This is a genomic window from Lepagella muris (genome assembly GCF_004793975.1).
GTDB lineage: Bacteria > Bacteroidota > Bacteroidia > Bacteroidales > Muribaculaceae > Lepagella > Lepagella muris.
Genome location: NZ_SRYB01000002.1, coordinates 183246 through 205617, shown reverse-complemented (window position 1 = coordinate 205617; position 22372 = coordinate 183246). Strand labels below are relative to the sequence as shown.

The window sequence follows — 22372 nt, the reverse complement described above, 5'->3', positions numbered from 1 at the left end:
CCATAATGGCTGGCAATAAAACAAAAAGTATCTCAATAGCATCCATGCCGCTCACGCGACGTGGATGCTACATTGTCGCCGTAAGCTCCATGGAGCAGATTATTGGCGCAGGACTGTCGACCGTCATAGGGATAATGTTGCCTATGATACAATTGGTGACTCAGCCTCAAATGCCATCCGCTCTTCAGGGATTTATAGGAGCCACCGGACTGATAGGCATAGCTGTAGGCTCCATGATCATCGGTAAACTGAGCGACCGGCAGGGCTATCTGAAATGGTTCAGGATATGCCCCATTCTGATTATGGTTGGCGCTTTGATAAGCTATTTCCTCACCGACACCCCATGCCTCATAGCCGGATTGCTGATTGCCGGCATCGGAGTAGGCGGAGGATATTCACTTGATTCAGCATATATCTCGGAACTCTTGCCGGAAAAATGGCGGCAGATAATGGTAGGCGTTGCAAAGGCATCATGCTCTCTCGGATTTATTGTCGTGGCTCTCTTATGCTGGCTTATACTCAGTAAAGATCCCAACCCGAAAATTTGGAACAGGCTGATGCTGATAATTGCTGCCTCCGGACTGCTGACATTGCTGCTGAGGATAAACTGGGCGGAAAGTCCGCGTTGGCTGCTATCGAAAGGGAAGACTGCTATGGCTCAAGCCGCCTTGGAAAAATTCTATGGACCCGGTGTCGCGATAGCCCCTCAGCCTCTACTGCCTCAGGCTAAATCTAATGTGGGCATAGCTCAGATGTTTCATGGAGAGAATTTCAAACGCGTAATCTTCAGTGGTATACCATGGGCGTGCGAAGGTCTCGGTGTATATGGGTTCGGAGTGTTTCTTCCGGTGCTCGTAATGGCATTGGGCATAGAGAGTTCATCAGTCGAAGGGATGCCCAAAATAATCGATTCGGTGAAAGTCACAACACTCGTGAATTTCTTCATCCTTCCCGGATTCATCATCGGTCTTCTATTAATGAATCGCCTGAATCATGTCAGACTCCTTTCATTAGGGTTCATCGGAAGTGCTGTTGGACTCGGTATCCTGTATGCAGGCTACGTCTTCCACATGCCGGACCTGGTCATGATCATAGGATTCATAATTTTTGAAATCACACTTAATGCGGGACCCCACCTCATCACCTACATTATACCCTCCAGGATATATCCCGTGGAAGACCGTGGTACAGGCACAGGCATCGCCGCCATGATCGGCAAGGTCGGTGCAGTGACCGGGGTGATTATCATGCCTATCTTGCTTGAGGCAGGAGGCGCAAAGCTCGTGCTTATTGTCTCCTTCTTTGTGATGATAGCAGGGGCGGCTATCTCCTTGATATATGGGAAAGCCCTTAATCTGATTAATAATAATTAAAAAAGAATACCACGATGCACATGTCAGACGCATTGCTCTCTCCCCCCGTCGCCTTGTCAGCCGGAATCGTATCGGCACTCCTGATTGGAGTGTCGGCTTCACGCATAAAGCATGAGGATCGGGATGGGGACGCCCCTTTGATGGGAGTGCTGGGAGCATTTGTTTTCGCAGCTCAGATGATCAACTTCACCATACCGGGCACAGGCTCAAGCGGACACATAATCGGAGGGCTACTGCTGGCAGCTCTCCTTGGACCCTGGCGTGGTTTCATCACGCTATGCTCGGTGCTTATCGTGCAATGCCTCGTATTTGCCGACGGCGGACTCCTGGCATTAGGCTGCAATATCATCAATATGGCAGCCATGAGTTGCCTTGTGGCCTATCCTCTCGTGTTTAAGCCGCTGTTGGGACAGAATCTGAACAAGAGCAGGATAATGCTTGCATCTGTAGTTGCAAGTGTAGTCGGTCTTGAATTGGGAGCATTCATGGTGAGTGTGGAGACCGTATTGTCAGGAATCTCCGCTCTTCCGATGAACCGGTTCATTCTTTTCATGCTGCCGATACATCTCGCCATAGGTATATGCGAAGGGATAGCAACAGGATTGGTACTCGTGTTTGTATCCCAGCGTGCGCCGGCTATGATGATGTGGAATGTGCCGGAAAACTCAGCCGCCACGCGAAAGAGCCGACGCAGCATGGTAGTCATCTTCGCGGTGGCAGCACTGATTCTTGCTGTCGCTTTTGCATGGATTGCTTCCGAAAATCCTGATGGTCTTGAATGGGCGATCATGAAACTCACCGGCTCGACCGAACTGGCACCGTCGGCCACCCCTTCCACCGCCTTTATGCCGGACTATGAATCTCATCTGTCGGGCATCGTCGGAGGCATTATCGTGATGATGATATTATGGGCGGTGTCGATGATGATATTCAGGCGTAAACCACAGCAAAAGCCACGACAGTGAACGGTCTTGAAAAAGCTCTTCAGACATTACACGGCTACGGCTCAAGGCATTCAGCAATCGACACGGGCATTCAGCTCTTCGTCACGCTAGGATTTATCGTGGCGGTGGTAAGCGTCCCTACGGTTGATCCCGCCCGTCTTATATGGTTCTTTGCATTTCCTGTGATAATGGCGGAAGCTCTCAGAATCGGATACGCCCACGTGTTCTGCCGATCCCTATGGTTGTTGCCTTTTATAATCCTTATCGGAATCTTCAATCCAATCATTGATCGCCAACCAGCTTGGGAAATAGGCAATATCGTGATAAGCAAAGGATGGATAAGCTTTATATCCGTAGTTCTCCGAGGTTTACTGTCGGTGCAGGCTCTTCTGATACTTGTGGATTCATGCGGATTCAACAATATCTGCCGCGTTCTTCATGGAGTGGGTGTTCCCTCTGTGCTCGTGACACAGCTTCAGATGCTCTACCGTTTTATGGGTGTGCTCATGGAGGAAGCATTGATCATGCATCGCGCCCGGCAATCACGGGGATTCGGACGCAAAAGCTACCCACTGAAGATGTGGGCTACGTTTGCCGGGCAACTTCTTATGAGGTCGCTTGACCGCGCGTCACGCATAAATCGCGCAATGCTTGCAAGAGTATATGACAGCAAACGTATTCATAAAGCGAAACGACCCAAGCTTACGAGAAATGACTGGATCTATCTCGCGGCATGGACGACAATAATATTATTCATACGTTTCATCGATATCTCAGCCATTATCGACAAGTGGCTATCAACTCATCTTACATAAAGATATGAGCCATCATTATTTGCAATTCACCGATGTGCATTATCGCTACCCCGGCAGTAATGCAGATGCCCTTAAAGGGGTCTCCTTCCGCATAGTCCACGGCGAGCGCGTGGCACTCCTCGGACTTAACGGTTCGGGCAAATCCACATTATTGCTCCATACCAATGGCTTGTGTATACCGGATTCGGGAAGCGTCAATGTGGGAGGTATACCTGTAACTAAGAAAACAGCCCCTTTGGTACGCCAGACAGTTGGGATGGTGTTTCAGAATGCCGATGACCAGCTATTCATGCCGACCGTTGAGGATGATGTCGCATTTGGTCCGCGAAATATGATGCTTCCTGAAGAGGAGGTGGAACGTAGAGTGTCTTCCGCGCTTGAGGCTGTCGGATGCATGGAATTGCGTAAGCATAGTTCGCAAGAACTGTCAGGGGGGCAACGTCGTGCTGTGGCAATAGCTACTGTATTATCTATGGAACCATCTATTCTTATCCTTGATGAACCGACAGCCAATCTTGACAGGGCGACAAGAAGAAAACTCATTGAAATACTCAATACTCTGACCCATACTGTAGTGATAGCGACTCACGACCTTGAACTGGCACTTGAGTTCTGCAACCGTGCCATTTTTATGGATAGCGGACACATAGCAGCGGATGGACAGGTATACGACATACTTACCGACCATCCTCTGATGGAACGCACAGGAATGGACATACCCTCTTGGGTAGGGATATACAAACCGACTCTCATTTCATAATTAAACAGGAGTCGGATTTTCAACTTGATTTTGCGCTAATCCTCGTTTTTTCCTATAGACTTATTTTCTACGGCTTTCTCTTCTACAACTTTCTCATGTGCGTCTTTCTTGCCTTTGATGAAAAAGAAATCGTTGAAAAGACGACTGTCGTCTAATGCCTTCACTTTATTAGTGACGAAGACCGTGAACAACGGCAACATCAGCATACCACCTGTAGGAAGAATCACGGATATTATCTTACCGATAGGCGTAACTGCACTGAAATAGCAACCGACTGTAGTGGTGTTCATTGCCGACCAATAAAGGGCATCCCAGAATGTCTTCACATTGGTGTTGACCCCATACTCTTCATAGAAGAATATAAGCGACATGATATATACCATTGAGAGAAGTATTGCCACGTATTGCGTCATCAGAGATGTCGCTCGGTTCTGGGATATATACCCTGTGACCATTGCAAGCGAATACGCGCCACGCATCAACGGAACAAATCTAACATAAAAGAGCAACTCCGGACTAAGATGTATGTTTGTGAGATTTACTATATTCAGATATGGAATTGATATGAGGAAGAAGAACCATCGTGACTTGAGATATTTCTTCTTATCATACGACATTATAAGCTCTATGAAGAAATCTGCAAGAAACACCACACAGACCCAAAACTGGAAGGTCATATAGGTATGATTACTCAAGAATGGGATATCCTCAAACGTATCGTATGAGATGTAGACTATCAGCAACAATGATAGAATCAATACTATACCATGCGATATGTCGGCTGTATATCTGCGTGCCTTGCTTTCGGGTGCCACAGTGGTGGGAACTTTTGTAGTCGAATCGCTCATCAGTCATATAATTTTATTGGGAATCTACGGCTATATCGCCGCACGTATATATAACGCCCCCATTCTTGCATTTGTTCTACCCCACCCGACCCGACCACTCACAACATCCACTCAACCTACGTCCCAAAAAACATCATTCAATTTTTTGCGTATTAAATAATAATGGGTAATTTTGCACTATATGTCAAACATTTGCAATCATCACGCAAATAAAGGGATATGGAATCTCAAAATAAAGGATTACAGACTTTTTAATGTAGATTCCCATCTGCTCATCAATTGCGGTAATACTGATTGAATATGGCAAAAGAAGCGACTAATATAAAAGGATAATCTTCTGATGGAAGGATGCTATGGAAAGCGTATGATGCTTTGCTTGTCACAATAAATCCAAGCAAGCATAAACCTTTCCGACATACTGCGTCAAGAAGTATAGATCGGTAAAACAGTCCTTAATGTATTCAAAAAACTTGGTTATGAAATCAATATTTAATGGTAGAACAGAAGTCTCTATAAAGACTAACGATTCTTTTGTTTTTGACTTTGATAAAATGTACACACAAGCTTCTGACATAATTACAGAGGCTCGTGATACAGCATATCGACAGATTAACGAAGCCCTTGTTCGTCGCAATTGGATGCTCGGGAAACTTATTGCGGAACAAGAATTAAAATTAAAAGACAGAGCTTCCAATTATGGAATGGACATCATAACCGGTCTTGCTAAGCGGCTTACCGATGCTTATGGTAAAGGCTTTAATAAGACAAGCCTTTATGCATACGCGAAGTTTTACGAAATGTTTCCAGAGATTTTCCACACAGTGTGTGGAAAATCTTCAATATTGCTTTCGTGGTCACATTATCGCACACTAATTCAAGAATTTAACAAAGATGCACGCTCATGGTATGAGCAAGAAGCTATTACACAAGGTTGGAGCGTGCGTACACTTCAACGAAACATAAGTTCGCAATATTACTTTCGTTTGCTTGCTTCTCAAAGGAAAAATCTTGTAGAGCAGGAAATGCTGCAACTTACAGCACCGCTACAAAGCACTGACCCCACAGAGTTTATAAAGAATCCTGTTATCGGCGAGTTTCTTGGATTCACAGCCGACAATTCTTTCCAAGAATCTGAATTGGAGCAGTCAATAATCAACAACCTTGAAAAGTTCTTGTTGGAAATGGGTAAAGGTTTTGCTTTTGTTGCCCGTCAGCAGCATATTCATACAGAGAAGAAAGATTATTATATAGACCTTGTCTTTTACAATTATTTCCTTAAATCATTTATATTGATAGACCTTAAAACATCAATAATTACGCATCAAGATGTGGGGCAGATGGATATGTATGTACGTATGTATGATGAGCTAAAGCGCACCGAAGGTGATAATCCGACGATTGGTATCGTATTATGCTCAGAAACAGATGAGGACATTGCACGTTTTTCGGTATTGCATGATAATGACCGTTTATTTGCGTCAAAATATATGTTATATATGCCGACAACTGAACAATTGCGAGCTGAAATAGAACGTCAAAAAGAAATCTTTTATTTAAAGCACAGAAACGTTGAAGAATAATATATTTTATATAAGCAACTCAAAGAAAAATAGAACCAACGGCATAGATTTTCACCATAATTAATCTTTATGTTACCACAAAATTTATCCACCACCATATCAGAAACAGAAGATCAAATTCTGTCGGGCATAGCACGTTCCATAAAAGAAGCCAAAGATGGCAAAACATATTCCTTAGATACACTATGGAATCAGCTATAACTTTAACCTATATCCTAAGTTAATAGATTAGCCTAATATCTTGAGCAATAATCAATAAAAGCACATTCGTATGGAATAGAACAATGGTCTCCTCGTTTAATTTTTGGCTCCCCAACCTTTTGTATATTCTTAAATCTAACTATATCTGATTTCACTTTGTACTGTATAGGCAGTATTTTATCAAGGACTGATTCCTTAACAAATAGTTTAGTTATGTCACAATTATCAATAGTAAGTTGATCTAAAGGAATATTTAATTCTGCGATATAATCCTTATTAAGATATATCAACACAAAATCAGAGAGTTTCAGATTATTACTGATAACATAATATTGCAGAGCATTGTCTAAAATAAATGTGTCTGTTATATCTGTAGAACTTTTTACTTCGTATGCAACAAAACCGTTATCTGTATATGTCAATATATCAACAGCTGCAAAAACATCCTCAAACACAAAAGCTGCCTCATATATAGGAAGATTGTTCTTTATGGCAACCTTAGTGTTTTCAATCCAACTATGTTGTTTCAGATTGAATGGTAGCGACATCTTAAATTTATCAACAAAACATTCTCCTCGCAAAATATGTGAAGCATCAACACCTCCTGGAAAAAGATGTTGAGCCAGTTCGCCAATCAAATGCCCTCTATCAAATTTCTTTTAAGTATCAACTGACAATTTACGCTCCTTGTACTTATTTCGATAAAGCCACAGTGACTTTTCACATTGCGAACCCATAATAAACATTGACTTCGAAAGTTGGAATGAACCGAGTTTCTTAATCGAGTCAAAATAAATTTTAGACGCAATCTTTTCATACGCTGTTATATCACCAATACCATAAGGTTCACCATACTTACAATACATCCTACACCAATGTGCCTCAATCGCAGCATTAAGATAATCCTTTTGAGCAAAATATTCTTTTGCTGCCTCAAAGCAACAATATAAACCGCTTGTATCTCCCATTTTCATCTATTGTTTTATCAAAAAAAGATTGAGTCTGTGTAATCTTGCTTAACACAAAATTACCAGACATCAACCTATTAAAGATGTGTTTATTTCTGAATGAAGTACATCTGAATGACTCTTTTCTCCTACTTCGATAAGAAATAAAGTATAATCATTGTGACAAATAGTATGAAATTACATATCAAAAGATACGTAAACTTTCTATGTATTTTATCAATGTTTGAAGATACTTTATTTGTTATATCTTCCACTGATTTATTGATAGCGGAAATTGTTGCTTGACATGACTCTGAAATATTTTTCCGATCTTTGTCAAATGATTCAGCTTTACTACGATAATCTTTATCAATCGCAGTTACAAGTTCCTGCAAATTATCATTTATGGAAGAAAGGCTCCTTACATAGTCGGATGTTGCTACTTTAAGACCACTATATGAATTGACCGTATTTTCCACCTGCTGGCGAGCCGAATCAATGTTTCTAAGACTATTCTCCAGCTCTGATAATGTTTGGTTTATCTTTTCATCAATCATCTTCTTGTATATTTAGAAATTATATTATTCAAGCTATTCAAATGTTTTCTCAACTGTATATATGTATGTAATTTCTGAAGATAATCCTTTTTTGACTCATCAATAGCTGCATGAGCTACAAGCAAATCCGCATATTCATCAAGTAATTTCAAATTTCCATTATTTGAATAATATGCTAAGACCTCTTCATAGTCATTACATATTTCCTCCTCCAACATCTCATTCTCTTGCTGCCCAAGGAACAGTATGCAGAAAATATTAAGCAAATTAAGAACCGGATTCTTAGGAGCAGCCCTACGAATTAATCGCACTGCACCCTGAAGATGCTTCACATTGTCCTTTTGAGAATCATTGTTCACAATGTCTGCATCAACTACTCTCATATATTTTCTAACCAAGTCAAAACTTGATATTTCCGCTTCTAAATGTTTATTGACATCTGTATCATCCTTGAGAGAATAAGGCACTTCCATGTTTACACTTGCATCATAAGTGACGAATCCTTCTCTGGCATATTTTGAATTAAAGTAGTAATATATGAAGTCTTTTAAATCCTCATTTGTTTCTTTCCAATCTTTTTTTGATGTAATTGCAGTATTACAGAATTGTTCCATATCCAAAATACCTCTGGCTCTCTTATCTGCAATACTTCTGTATATAAATGAAGTCAGATGTTTCAGGCAGGCCATAATGACACCATCGGTCTGCGCCATCTCTTTGACTTCTTCAATCATCGTTTCTACTTTATCTTTAGAATAGTATTTACTATAATAATAACTTAGATATTCATTATAGCGCGACTCTTCCTGACAAATTGTTGTGATACGGAATTCTTTTTTAGCATAATCCTCCGTAAAATCATCTATCAGTCCAATAATACACATCCGATATATTGCCTTTTGAATGGCATTTTTGTAATCTGCATACCCGTATCCATATTTTCTTCTATATCTATTATCTTCTTTTTTTTGTTTCTCCGTTAAAAATATTGGTAAATTATTTTGTTTTAGTTGATTATTATAATATTCCAATAAGGCTGAATCTTCTTTATACGATATATAATATGTCAGAATCTTTCCATTTGGATATTTGTCAATAAATTTAGTAATTCCATTTTCATTCTTAATAATAGGCACTTCAATATTTCCAAACTCTTCGTTACTTATCAATATCGGATGATACGTTATTAATTTTTCCATAATAAATAATTCAAAGTTTTCTCCAAGGAAATTACTATCATAGAAAAATTTATTTGCAATATAGTCTGCAGAAAAATTTTGTATTTGACGAGTCTTTATATTTTGATAGGGAAACTTTTTTGAAGAATACAGTATTGTCGCCAAAGCCATTTTCCTATCACGTCCCGCTCGTCCAGCCTCTTGAACAAATGACTCCAAAGACCCGGAATAATTCATGTGGAATGTCATTCTAACATTAGACTTGTCTATGCCCATTCCAAAAGCCTTCGTCGCCACCATAAGATTGGCTTCTCCATTAAGAAAAACATCTTGATTTTTTACATTATCACCACCTTTATATTGTGTTATAAATCGCATACCTTTTCTTGAAAGGTTTTCTGCAACATGAGGAACTCCCCCACTACAATTTTCAGCACGTGGACAAAAAACAATACCTGCCATTTCTGTATTTGAAGAATCCACCCAATTCTTCTCCACATCTATTTTTATATCAGATGTCCGTATTGCATCGCTTATTTCTTTATCTGTGATATTTTCTCGCACCAAAAAACTTTCTTTTATGAAGTTGATGGAACTTTCATCCTGTATTTTCTCTAAAAGATTCGTTGCTTCATTTATTACCTGAGGAAGTATTTCCTCCTTAATGTCTGAAACTCCCCACTCATCTCCTGCATTAGTCGCATCTACATGATAAACATTATATTGCAATTCCAATCTGTTGGTATTTTCATATCTGACCGTAGCATCATCTTCTAATGAATAAGAATTGGCACCGGAAAGTTCTCGTTCTACATCCGCCAAAACGTCAAATGAAGCTGTCGCCGTCAAACCAAATAAAGATATATGGTTATCTGCACCCTCAACTTCTTTAGGCAAAACATAGTTATACAGATTACGGCCTAAATGAAGATATGCCAACCGGAAGTCATGACCCCATTCTGAAACACAATGCACCTCATCAATTACTCCATAAGAGAAATAAACTCCGGATTCTCTCATAGAACGCAATACTTTTCGAAAACGATAAATACTTAGACGTTCTGGAGAGAGAAACATGATTTGTATTTGAGATCCGGTAAGAGCTTGCTCTCGTTTGTGTGCCTCTTCTTTATTAATTGTGATATCGCCATTAATATAAGAAATGCAATCAATACCTATTTTAAGCAATCCATCGTATTGGTCTTTCATCAAACCCTTTAATGGATCAACCACCAATGTCACTCCAGGCTGAAGCATTGCAGCCAACTGATAAGTCAAGGATTTACCACCGCCAGTTGGCAAAAGACCAATCACACTTTTCAATCCTAATGCTCTATTTAGAATTGGTAATTGTCCGGGACGGAAATCCTCTTTTTGAAAAATAAGTTTGAGAAAATATCTGAGATGTGATGTTATTTCTTCGTTTACAATGTATTTACCACTTGAATTTTTCGCTACAAACGGTTTATATTTAATACGCTCTGTTGTATAAAGCATACGTGATTCGTAAACCGATTTAGAAGAACGGACAATAAAATAGCAATCATTCTTAACCTTATATTTTGAAAAAGCCACATGTTCATAATCGGCATATTTATCTGCCGATATATCAATGACCATATCAAATATGTCATTTGTATTGAGAGAAGGGGCTGCGCTAAGATTTATTTGAGGCAATAACATATCACTATAGCCATCTGTCATTGCAATGAGATTATTATATATCTCCACAAAATCATTGATTGCCAAATTAGCTACATCCGTTACATCTTCTATAATCAAAATATTCCATGCTGAGGATTGTATGCTAAGCCGTCCAGTTATCATAGCTTCTATGATAGTCTTTTGGATTTGAGCTATCACCTTTAATGATATTTCCCTTTTTGCCGTTTCTTGATGTAACAGAGCAGAACTAACATATTCACTTGCATACGTTGGTATGCCTCTTGATATGAGGTTACTGATAAGTGCAAAAATTGGATTCAATTCTTTTCGTACAGTCATATCAAATGGAGCCATTATCTCAAAAGCACCATTTTTTATATCCCTAAACTTTGAGTCTGGCATTGTTTCGGCATAACAAGCAAACATCTGTATAGGGGCAAAAAATTTGTATTTATGTAATACGCTTTCAGCCGACTTTAATGAGAACGTAAAACCCTTAATTAAACAACCATAATCACGTCCATTGGGATGTTTTCCAAAATTTGTTTCCCTAAAATCGGCAAATACTTGTATATCTTTATCCTTGAAATAATTTTTAAAAGCATTTATTCTACTTTCATTAAGATTTGCCGGACCAATACAAAGCACAATATGTCTATCTCCTGACGAAGTGATCAATTTTGATACACCTTTAAGACTGACAGATTCTATATCAAGGATATTAGAGAATATATGAATAGCACACGGCTGTTCCACCTTAATACTTTGTATCGTATTATCAGAGGAACTATCTGAAGGTAAATATTCAGAATGCTCTTCTATCAATATGTGAGAATTGATGCCAAGTGCTTGCTTAACATGCAAGACAGCTCTTCTACGGGCTATATCTGATGGCTCTTCTAACGTTATTTTTTTCAGACAAGACAACAATCCCTCTCTTTTTAAATTTTCAATAACAGCTAATGAGCCGATTCCCTGTCCGCACCCCCAATCAAATATTTCCACTCCATTAATCACCTCATTATAAGGAAATTTACCTTTATCATGAGATTTATCTAATGCGTAATTGAGTTTATGTCTATGCATTCTACCATAGGCAGCCATATATGCAGAACATAATTCTTCGGTTTCAAGTATAGCGGTTCCATGTTTCAAATTCCGACCAAAATCATCACAATATGCCCACGGCTTAAAACGGAAACGTTCAGGAATATCTTCTTCTGCCGTATGAATTATGTTCTCTATTGTGAGTGGCATATATCTTCCAATCTCGTCTCTATACATTTTATTTCCCGGTTATTGTGTCATTATTAGTATTTAATTGATGTCTCCGCCAATTGGCTATAGCCAATTCCTTACTTGCATTTGCATAACAATACTCACACAAATGTGGGCACGTGTTATATTCTCCGATATCTTTGCTTTTCATACAACCACATGCAGCACGCTGTCCTTTATCCTTATTATTTTTATTAATGACTGCGAACTGATTATTCCCCAAACAAATAGCATCTTGTGGGATCTCATCCATATCAGATTCTGCAAATAAATTATACGTAGGATTTATAATTTCCACTCCAAGGAAATTCATCAGTTCATTAGATTTATAACCAAAGCGTACCATAAGACGATCATCCACACAATGATTATGTTCCACACCATCTAAATCAGCGACTTCTCCACATGTAGCAAGAATATAATTCCAACCTTTTGCTTTATTCATAGAAACAAGTCTTTGTGAAAAATCCATCATCTGCTCTTTTGACCAGTCAATATAGTTAATATGATTACGCTCAAGATTTGCCTTAACCTTGCGGTATGATAATATATCTGCAAAACTAAAAACAAGTTTCTCAGTATAACCTTGAAGTTGGTCTCCTATTCTTTCTATTTTTTGCAAAAGTTTATCTATGTCTATTTTATCTGTCAGAATAAGAGGATCAAAACGCCATACTACTGCACCTTTGCCAAGTTTATTAGCAAGAAGTTTGAATGTCTCAATACGTTCTTTAAGTGAAGGTACCCCTTGTTCCAATCTCTCTTCCTCATAATCATTAAGAGTGTACTGGATATAACAACCGATACCTCTTTCCCTCAAATAATCTATATGATTAAGAAGAGAGCGTGGATTTTTCGACCAAAAAACTATAAAACGAGTATCCTCATAAGCTACATAACTTTTCTTCCCATTGAATGGATTAGTCCATGCAGAATAACCTTTCTTTAGACGTTCAAAAAACCAATCTGAATAAAATGCCGGAATGTCAGTGCTTCGGCTTGCAGATACAACAATAGGGAATGTAGCTTTAACAACCTCTCCATTATCAAGTATGATAGTTCTTTCTTCTTGTTTCTTTGCCATAATACAATTTGAATCTATTCTTTCAATTTAATCTCTAAGTTATAATCTCCTATCAAAAAATAGGAGATTTACATATTGTAGTATGCTCTGGTTTCACGGAAAGTGATTACCGGAGTTATTTTGACAAGAAGATCCTTGTCACATATAGATTTCATAGGAAGTTTTTCTGTATACAAAGGTTTTAGCCAAGAGTTGTCCCATAGCTTAACATCTGATCCACTTGCAAGTTGACATAAACGTACATCATACGGGCATTTACCATCGGCTTTGTCTCGCTGATATGTTATATTTTGTAGCCATATTTTATCATAGTCTGAGTTTGGTCTTGACACAAGTTTTGCACATGCCTTATCAAAGATTGACCATTTCTCTTCGGAGTCCTCAATTGAGTTGACCATACGGCTCATCACCCTTAGTGCATAATGAACACAACTTACGTTCTCAATAGCTATTTGAACACAAATAGCTGACATCGCTGTGATATTCTCAACAATCTTTCTATTATGCTTTCGCAATAATGATTCACCTAAAACTCTCCTTTTAATAGTGCCTTTTTTAATAGTGCCTTCTACTCCTTCTAAGTCTGTATCTGACAACTCTAAATCTTTTGTTTCGGAATTAATGGTTGCTTCTATTGCTTCAAAATCAGAATCCGATAAACCAAAATCTTCTGTTTCGTTTTTTGGGATTAAAGCCTCCACTTTATCAAAATCGACATTCGTCAATCCTTCAGATTCAAATGAACTATCAACTGCTTCGGTCTCAATATCTACATCTTCCCAGTCGCTGTCATTGAATAAATCATCCATTGCTTCAATATCAGAATCTGTCAATTCTTTTTTGATTGAACCTTTTTCATTCTTAGAATTGGCATCTGTCAATCCGAAACAAACTTTGGTTTCTTTAGTTTCTTTTGAAGTATTTTCTTTATTTTTCGGTCTTAACAGCCGTTCTATGCGCTTATCAATATCAGACAGCATTGTACGCAATTGTCCTCCGTTAGGGAATTTACGTCCAAACAGCAGTATATATAACAGATGTTTTTGCAATCCATCAAAATCGCATCCCTTCTTGTTAAAGATTGGGGTATTCTCTATATAGTATAATTTATCTGATTTTATGGAATCTGTAATGATTGAATTTGAAATATGAGTCTTGCTACTGTTAAGACGAAGATTTAACTTTTCAAGCACATGTTGCAATGTATATGAAATTCTCTCCAGCCTGTCATTGTCATTGCAAAATACACGATAATCATCTCGATAGCGGATAATTTCATAGCCATCAGTGATTCCTTCCTTTTCAAGAGCCTCGGAAAGAAGCAAATCAGCATATCCAAGTATAATCTCTGCCACGAAATCAAAAATATAGCTTCCTTGAGGAATACCTATATTCCTGCCATTTTGAAGAGCACCAAGATACATGCGTATATTTTTAGCCACTGGCAAATAGTCTTCGTTCTCATATTTGGTTCCTTTGAATGTAAGTGCCCAATCAATAGACTGTGGATTTATTGAACCATAGCAATTTGTTATATCCGTCACAAACATATAACGATATTCAAGCGAAAGTTCCAGTGACCTTTGCTCCACAGTATTCCACCAATTCAAAATGGTATTCGAATTATGAAATGCTTCTTTTTTATCCGGCTCCTTAAATTGTGGCAATGCACAAGAGGATATATGAGATACCTTATATTTTTTAAAACAATCCTTGGTTAATTTCCATCCATCCTCTGAACATAATTCCCTAACCAAGAAATAATACAAGTATGGATTTGCCAAAGTTAATGGGCGCACTGCATAACGACCATCCTTATTTAACAATAAATCCATATTCACATTAGGCAAATCTTCCGGACACACTTCGGAAAGACAATCAAGATATGGAGTCCTACCTATTTGCTCACGTATATATTTCAGAATATTATCAAAGCAATAATACTCCGGCAACTCAAAATTATTATAATGTTCCGATTCCATGAAGTAGTCAAACGCTGCTTCATGATCTAAAGAAAGAATACTTGCCATTATCTCTATAATAAACTGGTGTTAAGTCAATTATTTCAACTTTTAATTATCTATTGGGATTTTGAGGTCTATGACTTCTACTCCTTTAATACTGCAATTTCTATCAAAATCGCCAATGATGGTTGAGTATTTAATATGTCTGCAATCCCGCCCACAGACCCTTCAGCCGCATGGTTTTATACCCGTAGCGACTTTATCGGGCTTCTGCTTATAGGATTGCGTCGTAAAGTTACAAAGTATTTTTCAATTTTCAATGGTATTGATTGTTTTTTATGAACTACACGGCTGATTCAGGATGTATCGGTGCGTTTCAGTTGTATCGGTTGTATCGGTGTGATACAACTGAAACAAGTGAAACAGGTGAAACAGGTGAAACAGGCGAAACAGGCGAAACAGGCAACCAAATTAAAAAAGTATTACTAAAATTTACAATTCAGAGATAACTACTGACTATATTTATGCGTTCTAACGAAAAATAGTTATGGTTATGCTACGATTACGGAATATATTGTTTGCAATACTTGCACTTTCGATATGTGCCTGTTCAAAGACTTATAGGGTCGCAGTGGGATCGCAAAGAGAGGATATGACACAGAACATATCTGTAAGCGAGATTGCCTCAGAAGCTGCCTCTGATGAAAATAGCGATGCTTTTGTAGAACATGAGTCCACACCTGAATTTCCGGGCGGACCATCAGCAATGTTGCGATATATCCATGACAACTTGAAATATCCCAAAGAGGCGTATGACAATAAAATTCAAGGGCGTGTGGTAGTCAGCTTTTTGGTCAGTAAAACGGGGGAAGTTGACTCCATAAGAATTGTCCGGGGGAAGGATCCGACTCTTGATGCTGAGGCATTAAGGTTGGTATCGGGCTTTCCACGGTTTTTACCGGGTAAATATGATGATACACCTGTTGATACTCGTCTGGTATTACCCGTAGTGTTTAGAATTTCTGACTATGATGAGAGACAGCGCAAAACTTATCCTGCATATCAGTTTGATAATGGTGATGATTATGTGGAGGATGGGATGCAACGTATCATTGATGAGAACGGCAGAATAGGTTACGCAGATGAAAGTGGCAGAACCGTGATAACACCCCGTTTCAAATGCGCTTTCCCATTTGAGAATGGAAAGGCAAAGGTTGCGGATTACGGAGAGATCAAGGAGGTACCTGGATCAGGAGGGGAATATCATTATTGGGAAAGCGATGGATGGTATTACATCGACAAAACAGGACGGAAAATCGAATAACGATGGAGGGGTGACGAGTCCAGTTGACAGTATGGTATTTGTATGATTACTAAATCATGATAAGACAATTGAGGGATATTTCGAAAAAATCAATTCTTATAAGTTCAAAATTAATCATTTGAGCCACACAACAATTCGTATCGTAACTACGTTTAAACGACAAAGAGTTTAACTTAAAAATTAACCCAACCCACAAGTTATACTCGGTACGTTATTCGTACTTTTGTATAAGAGTTATATATACGTAATTTTATGGAAGCCAAAGTCAATCTTTTTGATGAATCAGATGTCTGTGCAATCTATTCTATCCAATTCACTTCAAAGAGCATTCCAGAGTTCCAAATATTTTTGGAACGATTTGAAGCAAATTTAGAATGATACATAATCCGGTTTTACAAAGAAGTATTTCACGGCTGTCGCCTGAAAGCATAGAGCATTCTCGGTTGGCATTTGATGTGTCAGACCGTATAGCTGCCATTCTAAAAAAGAAAGGCATGACCCAACATGATCTTGCAAATGGTCTTGGGAAAAGTGATGCTGAAGTTTCCAAATGGCTGGGAGGCACACAAAACTTCACATTAAAGACAATTGCTATGATTCAATCTTTCCTTGGAGAAAACTTAATTGTTGTTCCTCGCTAATATTTAATGACTAATAAGTATATGCACACAAATAATCATCAAATAGTTGATTATGACATTCTGCTACCAGTTGAATTTGAAACTGTACTAAAAGCATTTCGTCAGGTTAAGAAAATTCAAGAAGGGACCATTAAAACTCGCAATGTAAATGAATTATTGAGTGAATATGAATGTTGAGATTCTTACCACAGAAGACTTTGACCTAACCTCTTATTAACCATTTATCAAATGAGACTGATCATTTCTACAATCCTTTTGCTTGCATGTATCGCTGCAAGAGCCTCGGAGATCGACGATACTCCGAAAATGCAATTCATCATGGAGCTCTCTGTCAATATCGGAAGTCCGCTCCAAGTTGGCGATACCGGAAAAGGGAACCGCACAATCATCCCTATTACCGGAGGCACATTCTCAGGTCCGCAAATCAAGGGTACCGTAATACCGGGCGGTGCCGACTATCAGCTTTACGACAATACCCATAAGCGCAATAATCTGGAAGCCATATACTGCATACAGACGGATGACGGAGAATACATTCTTGTCAGAAACATCGGCATAGCCACCGACAGATACTTCTTCACATCGCCCGTATTCGAGGCATCATCCGACGGACAATATTCATGGCTCAACGAAGGGATATACATCTGCCGTCCTTCCGGATTCTCCGATAACACCATCCGTCTCAAAGTATGGGAAGTAAAGTGAAAAGGTGAATTTGTGAGCGAGGATTTATAAGCAAGTATGAATAAAAGCCTTTATTTACAATGGTTTGCGGATGTCTGATTTTGCTTTATTTCTAAAGACGGGATGGTTATTTTTTGTTATTTCGGTCAATTATGTTACTTTTTTGTTAGTCATTTTGGGCTATTTTTTATACCTTTGCACACGAATAAAGCATTGACAATTAATGGCAAGAACAAAAAAGTCCGAATCGGTACCTGTCCGCATCCGCTTCAAGCAGCTTAAGGACGGTAACCAGTCTATCTATTTGGATATTTATACCGACCGTAAACGGAGGTATGAATTTCTCAAGCTCTTCCTCGTCCCTGAAATATCGCAGGAGGCAAAGGAGAGAAATGCCAATACGCTCAAAGCCGCCAATGCCATCAAAGCACAGCGTATTCTTGACATCACCAACAAGAAGCCAATGGCGGTTCTCTCGGACAAAGCCAAAATGCCGCTTATCGACTGGCTCAATGAATATGCTGAATTTGGAAGAAAAAAAGGACGCAATTCCCTTGTTGACCATGTACACGCCGTGTCGGTTTGCCTGAAGGCTCACAATCCTCGTATAAAGCTCTACGAGGTTGACAAGGATTTCTTGCAGGGATTCATAGAATATTTGGAAACACGCAAGGCAAGAACAACGAAAAAGCCATTGGCGAAAAAAACAATAGCCGGTTACTGTGGATACATACGTGCCGCTCTTAATTATGCCGTGGACTTGGAAATCCTTGGTGACAATCCGCTGCTTTCATTTGACTGGGCATCTATACAAGGAGAATGTAGAAAGCGTGAGTATCTCACCATCGAAGAAGTACAGACGCTCATCAATACTCCATGTAGAAGCCCAAGAGTAAAGACCGCGTTTTTGTTTTCGTGTTTTTGTGGACTGCGTTACAGTGATGTCAAAGGATTACGCTGGAAAGACGTAATCGAAGAAAATGGTAAAGTCCATCTGGAACTGCGCCAGCAAAAGACCGGGAAGGTCATCTACCTACCCTTGAGTCAACAGGCACAGAAATTCATGCCGGAAGAAAAAGGAAATACAGACGATTCCGTCTTCGACGTCCCCACATTGAGTGATTGTGACCATGTGCTGAAGACATGGACATCAAAGGCCGGCATTACCAAACGGGTGTCCTACCACGTGAGCCGCCACGCTTTTGCGACGATGACACTTACAATGGGTGCGGATCTTTATACCACAAGCCAGTTGTTGGGACACTCGGATGTAGAAACGACCCAAGTATATGCTAAAATTATCGACAAGAAGAAAGTGGATGCGGTTTACATGATTGACAAACTATTCGATTAAAAGACAATGGGCAGACCGAAGAAACAAGTAGTAATGAAGGAACCAATAAGGCTCCGCGAGCAGGTGTTGAAAAACGGCAACCGCTCATTATATTTGGATATATACCATAATGGGAAGCGAACGTACAACTTTCTCAAGCTGTATCTTGTGCCTGAGACAGACATGTCGTCAAAGATCATGAACGCCAACACCCTTGCGCAGGCCAATGCCATCAAGGAAGAAATGATACTTGACCTTACCAACCGTATTGCAGGCATAAAAGATAAGTCTCATAAAGCCAGAATGCCGTTCTGTTCATGGATGGGAATCTATGCCGAGAACGCAAAGAAAAGCTGTGCAGAATCATCGAAGAGATGGCTTGACCGTTCTGTAGAAGAAGTTGCCAGTTATGATTCCGAAATCACACTTGGTGATGTGGATAAGGAATTCATTACGGGCTTTATGGAACACCTTGCCAGCCGTTCCGCTCTTAATACAGACCGAAAAAAAATAACGAAAAGCACAGTGTTCTTATACCTGTGCTATGTCAGGGCTGCTTTGAATTACGCAGTACGTGAAAGTGTGATACCCAAAAGCCCGTTCAAAGGTATAACCAGATCTTCGCTGTCCATCAAGGAGCACAAGCGTGAGTATCTGACGGTCGAGGAAATCAAACGGCTTATCGCTACCCCATGCCACAGAGAGGACATCAAGGGCGCGTTTTTGTTCTCCTGCTTCAGCGGACTCCGCATCTATGACATCATGAGCCTACATTGGAAAGACATAGTGAAGACCGCTACCCATTGGCAGGTTGAGATTATCCAATACAAGACCGGTGTCGAACTGTTTCTGCCGCTGAACATGAATGCCCGGAAATGGCTGCCCGAACGACCGGAGAATGCCACGGCGGAAGACAAGGTGTTCCCCCGGCTTACAAGAAGTTACGGTCAGACCCTCGGCACATGGATGAAGAACGCCGGAATCACAAAGGACATCACTTTTCACGCGGGGAGGCACAGCTTTGCAACACTCTGTCTTACTGCGGGTATAGATATTTACACGACCAGCCAGCTGCTCGGGCACACCACCATCCGCCACACCCAGCGTTATGCCCGGATTATCAACACAAAGAAAGACGAGGCGGTTTCTTTGTTCGATGGCGTATTTGAATAGCAAAACAGGTCAGTCGGTCAAAGGGTGTATATATTTAGAGCGACTAACCGAAAAATTGCGGGCGGGCCATTGAGGTCAGTCAGTCAAGGGGCATATATATTTATACCGACTGAGGTGTCTGACGGTTCATTGTAGATATGTGGCTTGGTGCTTGGTATAATCCTCCACCATTCGCATAAATACGGTTGCCATAATAACTACATCCGAAGTTAATGCCCGTTGTGCCATATAGAATAGCGACCAAAACGCATTGAAGCAAAAAACGGCAATAAGATAGCAAGAAACGTACATTGAAGCACAATATGTGTCCACAGGAAAAAGTATATTCTCACTAATTTTGCCGGCTAAATCATTTAATAGAAATAATATAGGATATGGAACAGAAATTTTGTCAAAGCTGTGGAATGCCAATGCCACCGACTGGCGAGTACAAAGGAACAAACGCTGACGGTAGTCCCAATGAGGATTACTGTCTCGATTGCTACAAAGATGGCAAGTTCACTCAAGAGATGACTATGGAGCAGATGGTCGAGCACAGTGCCCAGTTCACTGATGAGATAAACGAGTGGTCAGGAACAAACATGACCGTGAAAGAGATGAAGGATTGGCTTCGACAGTTTTATCCAACCCTCAAACGCTGGAGAAAATGTCCATGAGATAATAACGACAACACTTTGGGAATATCTCTGTTTCGGAAATGAGTACGGACATCTATTCCCATTGTGATAAATGACGATACGCAATGAGTGATTATGCCAAATATACAAAGCAAGTGAATATGGTCCTTGATTATATCAATGCCCATATAAACGAAGACCTTGATATTAAATCATTGGCGCAGAACACCTATCTGTCAACGTACCATTTTCACCGTATATTTACGGCGGCAATGGGCAAATCGTTGGCTAAATATGTCATGCGCCGGCGTTTGGAACTTGCGACGATACAGCTGCGGAACGATGTGGAAAAGCCCATCATGAACATTGCTTTTGAATGTGGCTTTAACTCCGTCAATGTTTTCTGCCGCAATTTCAAGAAGCATTTTGGCATGACCGCAGAGGCCTACAGGAGCAAGTGGCTACAGGAGAATAGCAAGAAACGTACATTAGAACACATAATGAGTCCACAAAGCCGTTCCTATTCCCACTATTTTTGCACACAAAAAACATTCAAGATAGGAGGCATAAACATGAACTGCAGTTTCGAGATCAAGCGTTTGGATGCTATCCATGTGGTGTATTGCCGCCATTATGGTGCATACTCAAACATGCAACAGGCATTTGAGAAGCTGATGCGTTGGGCGTACTCCAAGGGATTGGTCACGATGCACGATTCCCGTTTAATATCCATCTATCATAACAATCCGAGTGTGACAGAAGAAGGGAAGCTCATTTCAGATGCTTGTCTGGTAGTCAAGGAACCTATGAAGACCGACGGAGAAATTAGCTCATACACCATTCCTGCCGGACAATACGCTGTGGGGAAGTTTGAAATCACATGGGATGAGATTCATCACGCATGGGAATGTATGTTCCACTTGATAGATGAATACGGCAGTAAGTGTTGCGGGCTGGCCTTTGAGATTTATATGAATAATCCCGAAGAACATCCGGATAAGAAGCTGACGGTGGATATATGTGTTCCTGTAATATCAAAATGTAATATATAAATTAGACTTATGAAAAATGTAACAACCGATACGCGACATGTCGCCGCTTGCGGTCTATACTGCGGAGCTTGCCGCAAGTTCCTAAACGGGAAATGTCCCGGATGTAAACAAAACGACAAAGCGACCTGGTGCAAAATCCGCTCGTGCTGTATGGCAAACAAGTTCAACACCTGTGCCGAGTGTTCCCGTAATGTTCAAGAGTGCAAAGTGTTTTCAAATTGGATAGCAAAGGTTTTCGCCTTTCTGTTTAAGTCGGATAGGCCCGCCTGCATCCGCTATATCAAAGAACATGGAGAACAGGCTTATGCCGATGAAATGTCCATGCGTAAAAGTCAAACCATCAAAAAGAAATAA

Annotated in this window: 20 protein-coding genes; 13 read left to right on the top strand and 7 right to left on the bottom strand. The window is 39.9% G+C overall.

Going from position 1 to position 22372, the window contains the following annotated elements:
• Positions 1-5 precede the first annotated feature (5 nt).
• Genes E5331_RS02490 through E5331_RS02475 form a run of 4 tightly spaced genes read left to right on the top strand, consistent with a single transcriptional unit; the run spans position 6 to position 3892 of the window.
• On the top strand, positions 6-1373 hold the full coding sequence (locus E5331_RS02490) for an MFS transporter (protein WP_123482891.1): 1368 nt from the start codon (positions 6-8) through the stop codon (positions 1371-1373).
• Positions 1374-1393: 20 nt separating this feature from the next.
• Positions 1394-2338, top strand: a complete 945-nt coding sequence (locus E5331_RS02485; protein WP_275441034.1) for an energy-coupling factor ABC transporter permease — start codon at positions 1394-1396, stop codon at positions 2336-2338.
• The gene (cbiQ, locus tag E5331_RS02480; protein ID WP_123482895.1) at positions 2335-3132 is read left to right on the top strand and encodes a cobalt ECF transporter T component CbiQ; all 798 of its coding nucleotides are present in this window, start codon (positions 2335-2337) and stop codon (positions 3130-3132) included. Before E5331_RS02485 ends, cbiQ begins: the two co-directional genes overlap by 4 nt.
• Before the next feature lie 4 nt (positions 3133-3136).
• Entirely contained in the window at positions 3137-3892 is a 756-nt protein-coding gene (locus tag E5331_RS02475; RefSeq protein WP_123482896.1) for an energy-coupling factor ABC transporter ATP-binding protein, read from the top strand.
• Between the two features lie 35 nt (positions 3893-3927).
• On the opposite strand, the gene E5331_RS02470 is transcribed toward E5331_RS02475, so the two are convergent.
• A complete protein-coding gene (locus tag E5331_RS02470) occupies positions 3928-4740 on the bottom strand; it encodes an ion transporter (protein ID WP_123482898.1) in 813 nt (270 codons plus the stop codon).
• Between the two features lie 551 nt (positions 4741-5291).
• On the opposite strand from E5331_RS02470, the gene E5331_RS02465 reads away from it, so the two are divergent.
• On the top strand, positions 5292-6320 hold the full coding sequence (locus E5331_RS02465) for a PDDEXK nuclease domain-containing protein (RefSeq protein WP_123482984.1): 1029 nt from the start codon (positions 5292-5294) through the stop codon (positions 6318-6320).
• A 233-nt stretch (positions 6321-6553) separates the two neighbouring features.
• On the opposite strand, the gene E5331_RS02460 is transcribed toward E5331_RS02465, so the two are convergent.
• The 6 genes from E5331_RS02460 to E5331_RS20585 form a co-directional block, all read right to left on the bottom strand.
• Positions 6554-7159 (bottom strand): hypothetical protein, encoded by a 606-nt coding sequence (locus tag E5331_RS02460; RefSeq protein WP_123482900.1) that lies wholly within the window; start codon positions 7157-7159, stop codon positions 6554-6556.
• A 21-nt stretch (positions 7160-7180) separates the two neighbouring features.
• Positions 7181-7489: a hypothetical protein gene (locus E5331_RS02455; protein ID WP_135985398.1), complete on the bottom strand. Its 309-nt coding sequence runs from the start codon at positions 7487-7489 to the stop codon at positions 7181-7183.
• A 128-nt stretch (positions 7490-7617) separates the two neighbouring features.
• Complete coding sequence (locus tag E5331_RS02450; protein WP_123482903.1) at positions 7618-8025, bottom strand: hypothetical protein; 408 nt, start codon at positions 8023-8025, stop codon at positions 7618-7620.
• Positions 8022-12152 (bottom strand): DEAD/DEAH box helicase, encoded by a 4131-nt coding sequence (locus E5331_RS02445; protein WP_123482905.1) that lies wholly within the window; start codon positions 12150-12152, stop codon positions 8022-8024. Before E5331_RS02445 ends, E5331_RS02450 begins: the two co-directional genes overlap by 4 nt.
• Before the next feature lies 1 nt (position 12153).
• On the bottom strand, positions 12154-13230 hold the full coding sequence (locus E5331_RS02440) for a DUF1848 domain-containing protein (protein ID WP_123482907.1): 1077 nt from the start codon (positions 13228-13230) through the stop codon (positions 12154-12156).
• 68 nt (positions 13231-13298) lie between these two features.
• Complete coding sequence (locus tag E5331_RS20585) at positions 13299-15260, bottom strand: RNA-directed DNA polymerase (RefSeq protein ID WP_275441033.1); 1962 nt, start codon at positions 15258-15260, stop codon at positions 13299-13301.
• A gap of 586 nt (positions 15261-15846) precedes the next feature.
• Here E5331_RS20585 and E5331_RS02430 point away from each other — a divergent pair.
• The 8 genes from E5331_RS02430 (at position 15847) to E5331_RS02395 (ending at position 22372) form a co-directional block, all read left to right on the top strand.
• Complete coding sequence (locus tag E5331_RS02430) at positions 15847-16518, top strand: TonB family protein (RefSeq protein WP_168355109.1); 672 nt, start codon at positions 15847-15849, stop codon at positions 16516-16518.
• Positions 16519-16892: 374 nt separating this feature from the next.
• Positions 16893-17159, top strand: coding sequence for a helix-turn-helix domain-containing protein (locus E5331_RS02425; RefSeq protein WP_123482911.1), 267 nt, complete (start codon positions 16893-16895; stop codon positions 17157-17159).
• Positions 17160-17387: 228 nt separating this feature from the next.
• On the top strand, positions 17388-17864 hold the full coding sequence (locus E5331_RS02420) for a DUF3237 domain-containing protein (protein ID WP_275441032.1): 477 nt from the start codon (positions 17388-17390) through the stop codon (positions 17862-17864).
• 202 nt (positions 17865-18066) lie between these two features.
• Entirely contained in the window at positions 18067-19197 is a 1131-nt protein-coding gene (locus E5331_RS02415; protein WP_123406177.1) for a site-specific integrase, read from the top strand.
• Between the two features lie 33 nt (positions 19198-19230).
• Complete coding sequence (locus E5331_RS02410) at positions 19231-20349, top strand: site-specific integrase (protein WP_275441031.1); 1119 nt, start codon at positions 19231-19233, stop codon at positions 20347-20349.
• 374 nt (positions 20350-20723) lie between these two features.
• Entirely contained in the window at positions 20724-21005 is a 282-nt protein-coding gene (locus E5331_RS02405) for a zinc ribbon domain-containing protein (RefSeq protein WP_123407916.1), read from the top strand.
• 86 nt (positions 21006-21091) lie between these two features.
• Positions 21092-22018: an AraC family transcriptional regulator gene (locus E5331_RS02400; protein ID WP_123407914.1), complete on the top strand. Its 927-nt coding sequence runs from the start codon at positions 21092-21094 to the stop codon at positions 22016-22018.
• Positions 22019-22027: 9 nt separating this feature from the next.
• Positions 22028-22372 carry a DUF3795 domain-containing protein gene (locus E5331_RS02395; RefSeq protein WP_123407912.1) on the top strand — a complete coding sequence of 115 codons (345 nt, stop codon included), beginning with the start codon at positions 22028-22030 and terminating at the stop codon, positions 22370-22372.

Bases quoted from the DNA above. Each gene is read 5' to 3' on its own strand.
- E5331_RS02410 (WP_275441031.1), top strand. From the start codon at position 19,231: ATGAAGGAACCAATAAGGCTCCGCGAGCAGGTGTTGAAAAACGGCAAC.
- E5331_RS02455 (WP_135985398.1), bottom strand. From the start codon at position 7,489: ATGGGAGATACAAGCGGTTTATATTGTTGCTTTGAGGCAGCAAAAGAA.
- E5331_RS02440 (WP_123482907.1), bottom strand. From the start codon at position 13,230: ATGGCAAAGAAACAAGAAGAAAGAACTATCATACTTGATAATGGAGAG.
- E5331_RS02400 (WP_123407914.1), top strand. From the start codon at position 21,092: ATGAGTGATTATGCCAAATATACAAAGCAAGTGAATATGGTCCTTGAT.
- E5331_RS02420 (WP_275441032.1), top strand. From the start codon at position 17,388: ATGAGACTGATCATTTCTACAATCCTTTTGCTTGCATGTATCGCTGCA.
- E5331_RS02490 (WP_123482891.1), top strand. From the start codon at position 6: ATGGCTGGCAATAAAACAAAAAGTATCTCAATAGCATCCATGCCGCTC.
- E5331_RS02470 (WP_123482898.1), bottom strand. From the start codon at position 4,740: ATGAGCGATTCGACTACAAAAGTTCCCACCACTGTGGCACCCGAAAGC.
- E5331_RS02415 (WP_123406177.1), top strand. From the start codon at position 18,067: ATGGCAAGAACAAAAAAGTCCGAATCGGTACCTGTCCGCATCCGCTTC.
- E5331_RS02430 (WP_168355109.1), top strand. From the start codon at position 15,847: ATGACACAGAACATATCTGTAAGCGAGATTGCCTCAGAAGCTGCCTCT.
- E5331_RS02405 (WP_123407916.1), top strand. From the start codon at position 20,724: ATGGAACAGAAATTTTGTCAAAGCTGTGGAATGCCAATGCCACCGACT.
- E5331_RS02425 (WP_123482911.1), top strand. From the start codon at position 16,893: ATGATACATAATCCGGTTTTACAAAGAAGTATTTCACGGCTGTCGCCT.
- E5331_RS02395 (WP_123407912.1), top strand. From the start codon at position 22,028: ATGAAAAATGTAACAACCGATACGCGACATGTCGCCGCTTGCGGTCTA.
- E5331_RS02450 (WP_123482903.1), bottom strand. From the start codon at position 8,025: ATGATTGATGAAAAGATAAACCAAACATTATCAGAGCTGGAGAATAGT.
- E5331_RS02485 (WP_275441034.1), top strand. From the start codon at position 1,394: ATGTCAGACGCATTGCTCTCTCCCCCCGTCGCCTTGTCAGCCGGAATC.
- E5331_RS02465 (WP_123482984.1), top strand. From the start codon at position 5,292: ATGTACACACAAGCTTCTGACATAATTACAGAGGCTCGTGATACAGCA.
- E5331_RS02475 (WP_123482896.1), top strand. From the start codon at position 3,137: ATGAGCCATCATTATTTGCAATTCACCGATGTGCATTATCGCTACCCC.
- E5331_RS20585 (WP_275441033.1), bottom strand. From the start codon at position 15,260: ATGGCAAGTATTCTTTCTTTAGATCATGAAGCAGCGTTTGACTACTTC.
- E5331_RS02445 (WP_123482905.1), bottom strand. From the start codon at position 12,152: ATGTATAGAGACGAGATTGGAAGATATATGCCACTCACAATAGAGAAC.